The organism is Sphingomonas sp. (assembly GCF_024508665.1).
Classification (GTDB): domain Bacteria; phylum Pseudomonadota; class Alphaproteobacteria; order Sphingomonadales; family Sphingomonadaceae; genus Sphingomonas.
This window is the reverse complement of the sequence record NZ_JANINP010000006.1, coordinates 1,004,799-1,017,504: the sequence shown is the minus strand read 5'-3', so window position 1 is coordinate 1,017,504 and position 12,706 is coordinate 1,004,799. Positions and strand designations below refer to the sequence as shown.

The 12,706-nt window shown below is 66.0% G+C and carries 10 protein-coding genes; 3 read left to right on the top strand and 7 right to left on the bottom strand.

Annotated elements, in window-relative coordinates; translation table 11 throughout:
* Positions 1–67 precede the first annotated feature (67 nt).
* On the top strand, positions 68–2,026 hold the full coding sequence (locus Q0L25_RS13675; protein ID WP_296615120.1) for an AAA family ATPase: 1,959 nt from the start codon (positions 68–70) through the stop codon (positions 2,024–2,026).
* A 208-nt stretch (positions 2,027–2,234) separates the two neighbouring features.
* Here Q0L25_RS13675 and Q0L25_RS13670 read toward each other — a convergent pair whose 3' ends face one another.
* The 6 genes from Q0L25_RS13670 to Q0L25_RS13645 all read right to left on the bottom strand — a co-directional run bounded on the left by Q0L25_RS13670 (position 2,235) and on the right by Q0L25_RS13645 (position 9,121).
* Entirely contained in the window at positions 2,235–4,181 is a 1,947-nt protein-coding gene (locus tag Q0L25_RS13670) for a M1 family metallopeptidase (protein WP_296615118.1), read from the bottom strand.
* Positions 4,182–4,426: 245 nt separating this feature from the next.
* Positions 4,427–4,894, bottom strand: a complete 468-nt coding sequence (locus Q0L25_RS13665) for a GreA/GreB family elongation factor (RefSeq protein WP_296615114.1) — start codon at positions 4,892–4,894, stop codon at positions 4,427–4,429.
* Positions 4,891–5,778: a 3-hydroxyisobutyrate dehydrogenase gene (gene mmsB / locus Q0L25_RS13660; RefSeq protein ID WP_296615113.1), complete on the bottom strand. Its 888-nt coding sequence runs from the start codon at positions 5,776–5,778 to the stop codon at positions 4,891–4,893. The genes Q0L25_RS13665 and mmsB overlap by 4 nt, the downstream gene beginning before the upstream one ends.
* A 226-nt stretch (positions 5,779–6,004) precedes the next feature.
* The gene (locus Q0L25_RS13655) at positions 6,005–6,781 is read right to left on the bottom strand and encodes an enoyl-CoA hydratase (protein WP_296615112.1); all 777 of its coding nucleotides are present in this window, start codon (positions 6,779–6,781) and stop codon (positions 6,005–6,007) included.
* Positions 6,778–7,821, bottom strand: coding sequence for an enoyl-CoA hydratase/isomerase family protein (locus Q0L25_RS13650; protein ID WP_296615110.1), 1,044 nt, complete (start codon positions 7,819–7,821; stop codon positions 6,778–6,780). Before Q0L25_RS13650 ends, Q0L25_RS13655 begins: the two co-directional genes overlap by 4 nt.
* 154 nt (positions 7,822–7,975) lie before the next feature.
* Positions 7,976–9,121, bottom strand: coding sequence for an acyl-CoA dehydrogenase family protein (locus Q0L25_RS13645; RefSeq protein WP_296615108.1), 1,146 nt, complete (start codon positions 9,119–9,121; stop codon positions 7,976–7,978).
* Positions 9,122–9,195: 74 nt separating this feature from the next.
* On the opposite strand from Q0L25_RS13645, the gene Q0L25_RS13640 reads away from it, so the two are divergent.
* On the top strand, positions 9,196–10,248 hold the full coding sequence (locus tag Q0L25_RS13640; protein ID WP_296615106.1) for a helix-turn-helix domain-containing protein: 1,053 nt from the start codon (positions 9,196–9,198) through the stop codon (positions 10,246–10,248).
* 93 nt (positions 10,249–10,341) lie between these two features.
* Positions 10,342–11,127, top strand: coding sequence for a sterol desaturase family protein (locus tag Q0L25_RS13635; protein ID WP_296615104.1), 786 nt, complete (start codon positions 10,342–10,344; stop codon positions 11,125–11,127).
* Here Q0L25_RS13635 and Q0L25_RS13630 read toward each other — a convergent pair.
* Entirely contained in the window at positions 11,108–12,607 is a 1,500-nt protein-coding gene (locus Q0L25_RS13630) for a CoA-acylating methylmalonate-semialdehyde dehydrogenase (protein WP_296615102.1), read from the bottom strand. The genes Q0L25_RS13635 and Q0L25_RS13630 overlap by 20 nt on opposite strands.
* Positions 12,608–12,706 lie beyond the last annotated feature (99 nt).

Below are 12,706 nucleotides of genomic sequence, written 5' to 3'. Positions count from 1 at the left end.
TCCACAACCACTAAACGAGCTGTCGCGTGCGTGCGCTTTTGCGCGCGTGCGGCACGAAGGAGATGTCATGGGCGAGTTGCGCCTGGTGGCGACGCTGTTGCGCCACCTGATCGATACTCATCGAAGCTCCGCTCAGGTCAGCCGCGCGCTGATCGAGTGGGGCGAAACCAATGCGAGCTGGCTGGCGGGCAAGACCATCAAGGATGTGACGGTCGACCTCGGCTGGATCGAGAAAATGGCGAAGCGCGCGGCGAAGGCGGGCGACGCCGACGACGCGCTGGCGACGTTGACCGCGTCGCTGGGCGACATGCTGCAGCTGGGCGAGTTCGACCGCCGTCTGCTGTTCTACGCGCTCGTGTTCGAGCGACGCCCGCGTGCCAATGCGCTGGCGCGAGCCATGGCGCGCGCGCAAGTCGACATGGCGGCGATGATCGGCATCGCGGCCGGCGCACCCAGCGCCGGCGCCACGCGTGCCAGCCCGGTGATGCGGCTTGGCCTGTTCGAGCTGTCGCAGGAATATCTGTCCGCGCCGCGGATAGAGACGGCCTGGCGGTTCGAACGCCTGCTCGATCGCGGCATCGAGGATGGCGAGGAAATCGTCACCGCAATGGTCGGCATGCGCCAGCAGGCACGCCTGCCGCTCGACGCATTCCCGCAGGCCAAGGGCTACGCCGACATGCTCGCGCGGATGCTGCGCGGCGCGGTCGCAACGCGCGCCGAGGGGGTCAACATCCTGATCCACGGACCGCCGGGGACAGGTAAGACCGAGTTCGCGCGCAGCCTGGCGGCAGCCGCGAGCGTGGTCTTGTTCGCTGTCGGCGAGAATGTGTTCGATGGCGAGGAACCGACCCGCGATGACCGGATCGAGTCGCTCATGATCGGCCAGCGAGCGTTCGCGACACGAGGCAATACCGTGTTGCTGTTCGACGAGTTCGAGGATTTGATCGGCGACGCGGCACGCGGAAGCGGCAATTCGATCCAGGGGCGACAGGGCTCAAAGGTATTCGTCAACCGGATGCTGGAAACCAACAAGCTGCCGGTGATCTGGACCAGCAATGCGATCGGCAACGTCGATCCCGCCATTCTGCGGCGGATGAGCTTCGTGCTGCACATGAAGCAGCCGTCGGCGCGGGCGGCGCGGGAAGTGCTCGCGCGGATCGCGGCCGAGGAGGGCGTGGCCGTTCCAGCGGCGTTCAACGCCTTGGTGACGCGCGCGCCCGAAGCGGCGAGCGTTGCGCGCGTGGCTATCCGGACGGCCAAACTGGCCGGTGGCGATGCGGTGGCGGCGGCCGAATCTCTGGTAACGGCGCTTTCAGGCCCGCTGCGCCCGGTCGAAGGCACGAAAGGGTTCGATCCTGCCTTGGTCGAAGCGGACGTCGACGTCGCTGCCTTGCTCGACCGCGTGACGCGCGCCGACGCACCGCGCGACTTCTCCTTGCTGCTGACGGGACCGCCCGGCACCGGCAAGACCGCGTTGGCGCATCACCTGGCCGAGCGGCTCGACCGGCCGCTGATCGTCAAGCGGGCGTCGGATCTGTTGTCCAAATGGGTTGGCGGTACCGAGGCGAATATCGCCGACGCCTTCGCCGAGGCGCGCGAAGAGGAGGCCGTGCTGTTGTTCGACGAGATCGACTCGATCCTCGCCGATCGCGGCAATGCGCAGGCGAGTTGGGAAGTGAGCCAGGTCAACGAATTGCTGACCTGGTTCGAACGGCATCCGTTGCCGTTCATCGCGGCGACCAACTATGCGGCGAAGCTCGATCCTGCGGCGATGCGGCGGTTCGTGTTCAAGCTCGAACTGAGCGCACTGTCCCCGGCGCGCGCGGCGAAGGCGTTCGAGCGGACATTCGGGGTGCCGGCGCCACGCTCGCTGGCTGAGTTGCGTGGGGTGACGCCGGGCGACCTCGCGGTGGTGGCGCGCGGCCTGCGCTTCGCCGAGGCGCGGCCCGAACCCGAGGCGCTGGTCGCGCTGGTGGCGAGGGAAGTGGCGTCGCGGCCGGAAGGGGGCCGGCGGATCGGCTTTTGACGCTGCCACTCCCCTCCCTGGAAGGGAGGGGTCGGGGGTGGGCGCGCGCGCGAGCGCGTCCGCACGCCGCCAGAGACTCAAACCACGCACCGTCAAAACAGCGCGGGACGAGGCATTGAGCCTCGTCCCGCCCTCACCCACCCCTAACCCCTCCCTTGCAGGGAGGGGAATCGCTTGAGGCAAGCGGTCGCTACCCAGCTGAGGCTATTTACTTCCGCGTCGCGACGTTGTTTGACCGGTCCCGGTCGGGGATTTTGTGATCGGGGTCGAGCTCGGCCCTGACCACATCGCCGCGCGGTATCGCTACATCGGTCGCCGCCTGGCGGATCCACGTCTCCGCCGGCAGCACGATGTCGGTCGTCCGCCCGTCGGCATAGGTCACGCGCAACGTCGCCGGCATGACGAGCTTGTCGCGCGACACGACGCGGACCAGCGGCGTGCCGTCCTTGGCCGTCGAAATGCCGTCGATCGCCAGGTCCATCTGCCAGTTGTTCGCGTACCAGCCGCGCCACCACCAGGACAGGTCCTCTCCGCTTTCGCTTTCCATCGCGCGGAAGAAGTCGGCGGGCTTGGGGTGCTTGAACGCCCAGGCGGCGATGAAGCGCCGGAACGCAGCATCGAAGCGCTGCGGCCCCAGAATCTGTTCGCGCAACAGCACCAGTCCCAAGGCCGATTTGAAATAGGTCACCGGGTGGCGGTATTTGTTCAGGATTGTGTCCGACCGCGACAGGATCGGCGGGGCGTCGGAATCGGCCAGGATCGGCAGGATCTCGTCGACCGGATTGCCGCCCCCCGGCGCATATTCGCTGTCGCGCTTGGGGGCATATTCGCCGCGGTTGAACTCGTCCGATTCATAGGTGTCGATGAAGGTGTTGAAGCCTTCGTCCATCCAGGCATGGCGGCGCTCGTCGAAGCCAACGATCATCGGGAACCAGCTGTGCCCGATTTCGTGCGCGCTGATCCAGAACAGCTCCTTGCCCTTGTCCTCGACCCCATCGAACACGATGCCGGGATATTCCATGCCCGATGCTGGACCGGCGATGTTGATCGCGTTCGGCCAGGGATAGGGGAACCATTTCGCCGAATAGCGCTCGACCGCATCCTTCATATATTCGGTCGAGCGGCCCCATTTGTCGGGGCCGGCCGATTCCGCTGGATAGAAGGACATCGCGAGCGACGCCTTGCCGCCAGGCAGGTTGATCCGCGCCGCGTCCCACGCGAAGGCCGACGAGGCACTGAACGCGACGTCGCGGCTATTATCCATGTGGAAATGCCAGGTCAGCGGTCCTGCCTTGGGTCGCGTGGTCGGATCGCCGATCCGCTCGGGCTCGCGGATCATCACCGTGCGGTCGCTCCGTCGCGCCGCCGCCAGCCGGGCCTGTTGCTGCGGGGTCAGCACCTCCTGCGGATTTACCAGCTCGCCCGATCCGGCAACGATCATGTCCGACGGCACCGTGATGAAATAATCGAAATTGCCGTATTCGAGGTAGAATTCCTGCGCGAGATAGGGCGCCGTGTCCCAGCCGCGAAGGTCGTCGAACACCGCCATGCGCGGATACCATTGGGCGACCGAATAGATCGGCGCTCCGTTCTTCGCGGTCATCCAGCCGGTGCGCCCGCCGAACGCGTCATTGGGCACTTCGTAATGATAGCGGATATGGATAACCGCCTTGCCGCCCGCCGCGAGCGGCGCCGGCAACCGAAGCTGTGCGCGGGTGTCGCTGACCACCGGATCGACCGCCACCGCAGTCTTGCCGAGCGTCACCGTCACCTGGTCGAGCGCCATCCCCTCGGTATTGCCGCGCGGCGCGCCGCCCTGCGCCAGGCCGCCACGCGACCCGGGGCGGTAGATATTCTGCTCGAGTTGCAGCCACAGCACGTCGAGCGCGCTCGGGCTGGCGTTGGTATAGGTAATCGCGACCTCGCCCTTGATCGTATGCGCGGCGGGGTCGAGCGTCGCACGGATCACGTAATCGGCGCGGTTCTGCCAATAGTCCGGGCCGGGCATGCCGTCGCCGCCGCGATAGCGGTTGACCGCCTGGCCCATGTCGAACGGCGCGAAGGTTTCGCGGGGTTGATAGCTGGACGGGCTTGCGCCGGTCGTCGCGACGAGAATGAGTGCGGCGGTGGAGAAGCGCGCCAGGCGGCTGAACATCGGTGAGGATCCTGGGCTCGAGGAGGGATTGCCCTTCCGCCACAATGACGAACAATTGTCCAGCAGGGTTGCCCTTGTTGTCTCCCCTCCCTGCAAGGGAGGGGATCAAGGGGTGGGTGAGCGATGACGAGGCTCGATGTCTCGTCATCGCTGTTTTGCCGGGCAGCCAAATATCCTCGGAGGACAGTGCAGACGCGCTTCGCGCGCACCCACCCCCTGCCCCTCCCTTCCAGGGAGGGGAGATTCTATGTCGACGCGACCGGAAGTATTTCGATCACCTCGACCGCATCGGGCCGTCCGGGAAGCGACACCGTCTCCCCGTCCGCCGCGCCGATCAATGCTCGTGCAAGCGGCGCTGAAAACGCGATCAGCCCTGCGGCTGGATCAGCCTCGTCGTCGCCAACTATGCGAATAACCCGCTCGCTGCCATCGACAGCGATCCGCACGCGCGATCCGAACGCGATCTCGTTCGCCGGCGGCACCGGCGCCACGATCGCCGTCACTCGCCGTGTGTGCCAATAGCGCAGGCTACGCGCGATCTCCTCTCGTCGAGCTTCGTCGGCGTCGGCCTGCTCGGCCTCCAGCTTGGCGATGTGCCCGTCAATCAACGCCGGTCCGCCTTCGGTCACCAGATTCGGCCCGGCCGGGATCGGCAGCTCGAAGCGCGGCTCCTTATGCTCCTCGTCGCTCTCGCGGCGGAACGCGACGCTCATTGCCGGTCCTTGCCGAGCAGCCGGATGATCGCCGAGAAATCGAGCCCGCCATTCCCCGCTTCGTTGAACGCCTGGTATAGCTCGGCCGCTTTGGCTCCCATCGGCGTGTCGGCGTCGACCGAGGCCGCCGCTTCCATCGCCAGCCGCAAATCCTTGAGCATCAGCGCGGTCGCGAAGCCGCCTTGGTAATCGCGATCCGCCGGCGTTTCCGGCCCCACCCCCGGCCAAGGGGCGTAAGAGGTCAGCGACCAACTCTGGCCCGAACTCACGCTGGCGATGTCGAAGAATTTCTGCGGATCGAGGCCGAGCTTGTCGGCCAGCACGAACGCCTCGCAGGTCGCGATCATCTCGGCGCCGAGCACCATGTTGTTGCAGATCTTGGCCGCCTGCCCCGCGCCGCTGGCGCCGGCATGGATCACCGCCTTGCCCATATCGGCGAGAAACGGCTGCGCGCGGTCGAACGCCTCTGCCGAGCCGCCGACCATGAAGGTCAGCGTGCCGGCGTTGGCCGCAGCGATCCCGCCCGACACCGGCGCGTCGACCGATGCATAACCCTTGGCCTGCGCCGCCTCCCCCACGCGCTTGGCGGTGGCGACGTCGATCGTCGAGCAATCGATCAGGATTGCCGAAACCGGCGCCACGCCCAGGATCGAGTCGTTATAGACACTTTCGACATGCTTGCCTGCCGGGAGCATGGTGATCACCGCCTCGGCCCCATCGACCGCTTCGGCCGCGCTCGCCGCAGGCAGGCATCCGGCGGCCTTGGCCTTGTCGAGCGCCTCGGCGGACAGGTCGAAGGCGCGCACGTCATGCCCTTTCTTCGCCAGGTTCGCGGCCATCCCGCCGCCCATGTTTCCCAGCCCGATGAATGCGACGCGTGCCATTGTACTTCCTTTCCGCCCTCGCCCCTGGAAGGGGAGAGGGATACCGCAGCTTGGTGCCCCGGCCTTCGCCGGGGCGCCTAGCGAAGGTTGGGAGAGGGGTCGAGCGAGCCGCCGGCTCGCGTCGAGCTGCGCTCGACCCACCCCTCTCCCAGCTACGACTAGGGCCGGCTTCGCCGACCCAAGTCTCCGCAACCCTCTCCCCTCCTGTGGAGGGGCGAGGGCGTGATTACTTGCCCTTCCAGACGCCCGGCCGCTTCTCGACGAACGCAGCCATGCCTTCCTTCTGGTCCTCGGTTCCGAACAAACCATGGAACAGCCGCCGCTCGAACTGCACGCCCTGCATCAGCGTCGTCTCGAACGCGGCGTTGACCATTTCCTTGTTGGCGAGGACCGCGAGCGGCGCCATCGACGCGATGGTCGCGGCGGTCTTCACCGCTTCCTCGACCAGCTCAGCGGCGGGAATGATGCGCGACACCAGACCGGCGCGCTCGGCTTCCTCGGCATCCATGAAGCGGCCGGTCAGGCACATCTCCATCGCCTTGGCCTTGCCGACCGCGCGGGTCAGCCGCTGCGAGCCGCCCATGCCGGGCGCGACCGCCAGCTTGATCTCGGGCTGGCCGAATTTGGCAGTGTCGGCGGCGAGGATGAAATCGCACATCATTGCCAATTCGCATCCGCCGCCGAGCGCGAAACCCGCGACCGCCGCGATCACCGGCTTGCGGGTGCGGGTGAACTGCTCCCAGCCGGCGAAATAATTGTTGCCGTACATGTCGCCGAACGATTGCGGCTGCATCTCCTTGATGTCGGCGCCGGCGGCGAACGCCTTCTCGCTGCCGGTCAGCACCGCGCAGCCCTGCGAGGCGTCGGCGTCGAATGCCTGGAGTGCGGCGACGAGTTCGCCCAGCACCTGATTGTTGAGCGCATTCAGCGCCTGCGGCCGGTTGAGCGTGATCAGCGTGACGCCGCCCTCGCGCTGCTCGACCAGGATCGTTTCGTAGGTCATGCGGGTGTCCAGGCCTCTTCTGTTGGCAACGGTGCAAAAATGGAATCGATCAATTCGTCGGTGACGCCTTCCGGCGTGTCGGGGTTCCAGACCGGCGCATTGTCCTTGTCGACGATCACCGCGCGAACGCCCTCCAGGAAGTCGTGCCGCACGACGACGCGCGCGCCGACGGCATATTCCTGAGCCATCTCGGCGGCGAAATCGACCATCTGCCGTCCTTCCGCCAATAGGCGGAGCGACACTTTCATCGTTTGCGGCGATTTCGTCTTCAGCGTCGCCAAGGTCGCCGCGCCCCAGCTGCCGCCTTCGGTCTCGAGCATGGCATAGATGTCCTCCAGCCGGTCGGATTCGAACAGCCGATTGATGTCCTCTTCCTGCGCGACGATCTTCGCCTCGGGCACCGGGGCGCCGAGCTCGCCCAGAATTTCCTCGATCTCGGTCGGTGCCGCCGCGATCCGCGCCTTCGCCTCGTCCAGCGTGTCGCTGGTCAGATAGTCGCTGGCCAGACCGAGATTGAGGCATTCGGCGCCGTCGAGGCGATGTCCGGTCAGCGCGAGATATTGCCCGACGCGGCCCGGTAGGCGCGACAGATACCAGCCGCCGCCGACATCGGGGAACAAGCCGATCCCGGTCTCGGGCATGGCGAGCCGGGTATTCTCGGTCGCGACGCGATAACGCGCCGGCTGCGAAATGCCAACGCCGCCGCCCATCGTGATTCCGTCCATGAACGCGACCACCGGCTTCTCATAGGTGAACAGGCGGTGGTTCATGCGATATTCGGTGAAGAAGAATTCGCGCGCCTCAACGCCGTCCTTCGCACCGCTTTCCGCGAGCATCCGGATGTCGCCGCCGGCACAGAAGCCGCGACCTTCGGCATGGTCGATCATCACCGCTTCGACCGCGGGGTCGTGGCGCCAGGCAGCGAGCGCGTCGAGCACTGCGGCGCACATCGCGGTGTTGAGCGCATGGATCGCCTTCGGCCGGTTGAGCCGGATGCGCCCGACCTTGCCTTCGATGAAGGTCAGGATGTCCTCGGTCATAATTCCTCCCCGTTTACGGGGAGGGGGACCAAGACGCGCAGCGGCTTGGTGGAGGGGGCTCTCCCCAAGCGGTGCATGTGCGGATACCCCCCTCCACCACTCGCTACGCGAGCGGTCCCCCTCCCCGTAAACGGGGAGGAACTAGCCACCCCCCTCATTGCCGGGTCAGGTCCCGGCCGACGATCATGCGCATGACCTGGTTCGTCCCCTCCAGGATCGAATGCACCCGCAAGTCGCGCCAGAAGCGTTCGATCGGATAGTCGCGAAGATAGCCGTAACCGCCATGCAGCTGCAGCGCGCGATCGACAATCGACGAACCGTTGTCGGTCGCCAGCCTTTTCGCCATCGCCGAGAAGCGCGATTTGTCGGGCGCGTTCGCCGTCACCTTGGCCGCGGCGAGATAGAGCAACGCTCGCGCCGCCTCGAGGTCGGTCGCCATGTCGGCGAGCATGAACTGGGTGTTCTGGAAATCGGCGACCGGCGTGCCGAATTGCTGGCGCTCCTTGGTATATTTCACTGCCTCGTCGAGACAACGCTGCGCGCCGCCCAGCGAGCAGGCGCCGATGTTAAGCCGGCCGCCGTCCAGTCCCGCCATCGCGAAACGGAAACCGTCGCCCTCGGCACCGACGCGGTTCTCGACCGGCACGCGGCAATCCTCGAAAATCACCTGCGCGGTCGGCGAAGCATTCCAGCCGAGCTTCTTCTCGGGCGCGCCGAACGACAGGCCGGGCGTGTCCTTCTCGACCACCAGGCAGGAAATGCCCTTCGACTTCTCCTCGCCGGTGCGCACCATGCAGACATAGATGTCGTTATACCCGGCGCCCGAGATGAACTGCTTGGTGCCGTTCAGAACATAATGGCCGCCGTCCCGCTTCGCGCTGGTCTTGAGCGCCGCCGCGTCCGAGCCCGAACCCGGCTCGGTCAGGCAATAGCTGGCGATCTTGTTCATGCTGACCAGATCGGGAAGGAAACGGTCCTTGATCGCCTGGTCGCCGAACCGGTCGATCATCCAGGTCGCCATATTGTGGATCGAGATGTACGCGCTGGTCGCCGGGCAGCCATAGGCCATCGCTTCCATGATCAGCGCCGCCTCGAGCCGGCCGAGCCCGATTCCGCCCGATTCCTCGGACACGTAGATCGCGCCGAAGCCGAGCTCGCCGACCGCCTTCCAGACATCGACCGGGTAATGGCTCTTCTCGTCCCATTCCGCGGCGAACGGCGTGATGCGATCGGCGGTGAACCGCCTGGCAAGCTCCTGGATCTCGCGCTGGTCGTCGGTCAGGTCGAACTGGTTGGTCATGCGAAGAATCTCGTCTGGGCAGTGTGGAAAGGGCCATAGACCCGCGTCTGGAGCGAAGCCATAACGCAGGCGTCATGGATCGGATGCTGCTGATCGATACCGTATTGCGCCTGCTGTCGGCGGGGCAGCTGATGCTGATCGCTTTGGTGATCGGCCGCAGCCACGCGCCGCGCGCGATCCGCTGGGTGACGGTGCTGCTGCTGTTGTGCGTGGCGGCGTATCTGGCCGATGTAGCGCCGGTGATCGACGTACGGAGCATGCGTATCTGGCCGTTGATCCAGCTGGGATCGCAGATGGCGCCGCTGCTGCTGTGGGTGTTCGCGCACCTGATCTTCGAGCGCCCGGTCAGCCGGCGCCTGCTGGTCCTGGGCTGCGCGGTGACGCTGGCCTGCTGGGCGAATTTCGTCGCGGCCTTCTACTGGACGCACCGCATGCCCGTCGCCGCCGACATCGCGCAGCACGCTTTGTCCTTCACCTGCGCCGCGCATGCCATCTGGGTCGCGATCACCGAACGCGGCGACGACCTGATCGAGCGGCGCCGCGCCTTCCGCACCGGCTTCGTCATCGTCGTCGGCCTGCAGACATTGGGCATCGTGATCGTCGAGAGCTGGTTCGGCTATCTGCACACACTGGCCGGGCTGATGCTGCTGCAATCCGGTACGACCTTCATTGCCGTGATGGCGTTCGGCGCCGTGCTCCTGTCGAGCAATGCCGAATTGCTGTTCGACGGCGAAACCCAGCCCGCGACCCAACCGAGCCTCAGCCCCGCCGAGAATGTCCTGAGGCAACAACTCGAGGCGGCGATGGCCGCCCATGTCTATCGCGAGCCGGGCCTGACCATCGGCGTTCTCTCCGGGAAACTCGGCGTGCCCGAGCATCGCCTGCGTGCGCTGATCAATCAGCGCCTTGGCTATCGCAACTTCTCCGACTTCCTCAACACGCATCGCGTCGCCGACGCCAAGTGCTGGCTGACCGACCCGGCCAAGGTCGCGCTGCCGGTCCTCACCATCGCCATGGACCTGGGCTATGGCAGCCTCGCGCCGTTCAACCGCGCGTTCCGCGACGCGACCGGCCAGACCCCGACCGATTGGCGCCGCGCCGCGCTCGGCGGTTTCGAAAATAGCTGATCGATTCCGGAATCGATCGGCTTTTTCCGGCATCGCGGCGACCCCGCAGGCACGATCGGCCACTTCTCCCGCATCATTCGACGGGAGCATGACATGACCGACTGGATCGCAACGCTGATCATGGGAGGCGCCCATGGCTATATGATCGAACTCGTCCGCTATGTCGGCGCGGCGGGCGCGGTGACCCTGATCCTCTGGCTCGGCGCCCGCTGGACCGAACGCCGGCGCATCCAGTTGCGCACGCCCGATTTCGCGGATCTCCAGCACGAAGTGATCAATTCGCTGATCACCCTGGTGACCTTCGCCGCCTCGACCATGCTGACGATCGCGCTGGCGCGCATGGGGATAATCCACGTCTCGATGGCCGCCCCGCCGCTTTGGCTGGCCGGGATCGAGTTCGCCGGCATCGTGATCGCCCACGACGCCTATTTCTACTGGATGCACCGCGCGCTGCACCTGAAGGCGTTGTTCCGCCGCGCGCACATGACGCATCACATGTCGCGCACGCCGACGCCCTGGGCCGCGTACAGCTTCGCGCCGATCGAGGCGGCGTTCGAGGCTGCCTTCCTCCCCCTGTTCCTGGCTGCAGTGCCATTCCATGCGCTGGTTGTGCTGGCGTTCCTGCTCCACCAGATCATCCGCAACGTGATCGGCCATTCGGGTCACGAACTCGCCTGGTCGGGCTTCACGAAGAGCCGCTGGACCGGATGGCTGACCACTACCACGCACCACGATCTCCACCATAGCGAAGGCCGGCACAATTACGGCCTCTACTTCACCTGGTGGGACCGGTGGATGGGAACGGAGCACCCGCGCTACCACGAGAAGTTCGAGGCGGTCGTCGCCGACCGCCCCGCCCTCAGCCCATCGTCGGGATGACGAAGGCGTTGGCGCCGTCGCCGACGCCGCCGTCGGGCCAGCGCTGCGTCACGGTCTTGACCTTGGTCCAGAACTTGACGCCTTCCATGCCGTGCTGGTTGGTGTCGCCGAACGCCGAGCGCTTCCAGCCACCGAAGGTATGATAGGCGACCGGCACCGGGATCGGCACGTTGATCCCGACCATGCCGACATTGACCCGCGCGGCGAATTCGCGCGCGGCGTGGCCGTTGCGAGTGAAGATGGCGACGCCGTTGCCATACTGATGATCGCTCGGCAGCTTGAGCGCGGTCTCGAAATCGGGCGCGCGGACGATCTGCAGGACGGGCCCGAAAATCTCTTCCTTGTACGATTGCATGTCGGGCGTGACATGGTCGAACAGCGACGGGCCGATGAAGAAGCCTTGTTCATGGCCCTGCAATGTGAAGCCGCGGCCATCGACCACCAGCTCGGCGCCTTCGTCGACGCCGGTCTGGATCCAGTTCTCGACGCGCTGCTTGTGCGCGGCATTGACCACCGGGCCGTAATGCGCGTCGTTGTCGGTCGACACACCGACGCGCAGCGCCGCGATCGCCGGGATCAGCTTTTCCTTGAGCGCTTCGGCCGTCTTGTCGCCGACCGGCACTACAACAGGGAGCGCCATGCAACGCTCGCCGGCCGAGCCGAAGGCCGCACCCGACAGATCGGCCACGACCTGGTCGAGATCGGCGTCGGGCATGACGATGCCATGGTTCTTCGCGCCGCCCATCGCCTGGACCCGCTTTCCGGCGGCGACGCCGCGATTATAGACGTAATGCGCGATGTCGGACGAGCCGACGAAGCTGACCGCGGCGATCGCCGGATGATCGAGGATCGCGTCGACCATTTCCTTGTCGCCATGGACGACCTGGAAGATGCCCTCGGGCATGCCGGCTTCGCGCATCAGTTCGGCCAGGCGCACCGGCACCGAGGGATCGCGCTCCGACGGCTTGAGGATGAAGGCGTTGCCGCACGCGGTCGCGACCGCGCCCATCCACAGCGGAATCATCGCCGGGAAATTGAACGGGGTGATGCCCGCGCCGATGCCGATCGGCTGGCGCATCGAATAGACGTCGATGCCGGGGCCGGCGCCGGGCGTGTATTCGCCCTTGAGCACATGCGGAATGCCGCAGGCGAACTCGACGACTTCGAGCCCGCGCTGGATGTCGCCCTTCGAATCGGCGATCACCTTGCCATGTTCGGACGAGAGCAGGTGCGCCAGTTCGTCCATATTCCTTTCGACCAGCGCCTTGAACGCGAACATCACGCGGGCGCGACGCTGCGGGTTGGTCGCGGCCCAACCGGGCTGCGCGGCCTGCGCCGCAGCGACGGCGCGATCGAGATCGGCTTGCGCGCCGAGATTGACCTTCGCCTGAACCTGACCGGTGTTGGGGTCGAACACGTCACTGGTCCGGGTCGCGCCACCGCCGGCGGCCCCGGCGATGAAATGGTCGATGGTGCGCATGGTCAACTCTCCTGGGGCGCTTGTTCGGCTCGGCCCTCTATTTCACTAGGCAAATTCGCACGCAAGACTACTTAATTGCCGAATGAACATGCAAAAATG

Bases quoted from the DNA above. Each gene is read 5' to 3' on its own strand.
- Q0L25_RS13645 (WP_296615108.1), bottom strand. From the start codon at position 9,121: ATGACCAACCAGTTCGACCTGACCGACGACCAGCGCGAGATCCAGGAG.
- Q0L25_RS13665 (WP_296615114.1), bottom strand. From the start codon at position 4,894: ATGAGCGTCGCGTTCCGCCGCGAGAGCGACGAGGAGCATAAGGAGCCG.
- Q0L25_RS13650 (WP_296615110.1), bottom strand. From the start codon at position 7,821: ATGACCGAGGACATCCTGACCTTCATCGAAGGCAAGGTCGGGCGCATC.
- mmsB (WP_296615113.1), bottom strand. From the start codon at position 5,778: ATGGCACGCGTCGCATTCATCGGGCTGGGAAACATGGGCGGCGGGATG.
- Q0L25_RS13655 (WP_296615112.1), bottom strand. From the start codon at position 6,781: ATGACCTACGAAACGATCCTGGTCGAGCAGCGCGAGGGCGGCGTCACG.
- Q0L25_RS13640 (WP_296615106.1), top strand. From the start codon at position 9,196: ATGGATCGGATGCTGCTGATCGATACCGTATTGCGCCTGCTGTCGGCG.
- Q0L25_RS13675 (WP_296615120.1), top strand. From the start codon at position 68: ATGGGCGAGTTGCGCCTGGTGGCGACGCTGTTGCGCCACCTGATCGAT.
- Q0L25_RS13670 (WP_296615118.1), bottom strand. From the start codon at position 4,181: ATGTTCAGCCGCCTGGCGCGCTTCTCCACCGCCGCACTCATTCTCGTC.
- Q0L25_RS13635 (WP_296615104.1), top strand. From the start codon at position 10,342: ATGACCGACTGGATCGCAACGCTGATCATGGGAGGCGCCCATGGCTAT.
- Q0L25_RS13630 (WP_296615102.1), bottom strand. From the start codon at position 12,607: ATGCGCACCATCGACCATTTCATCGCCGGGGCCGCCGGCGGTGGCGCG.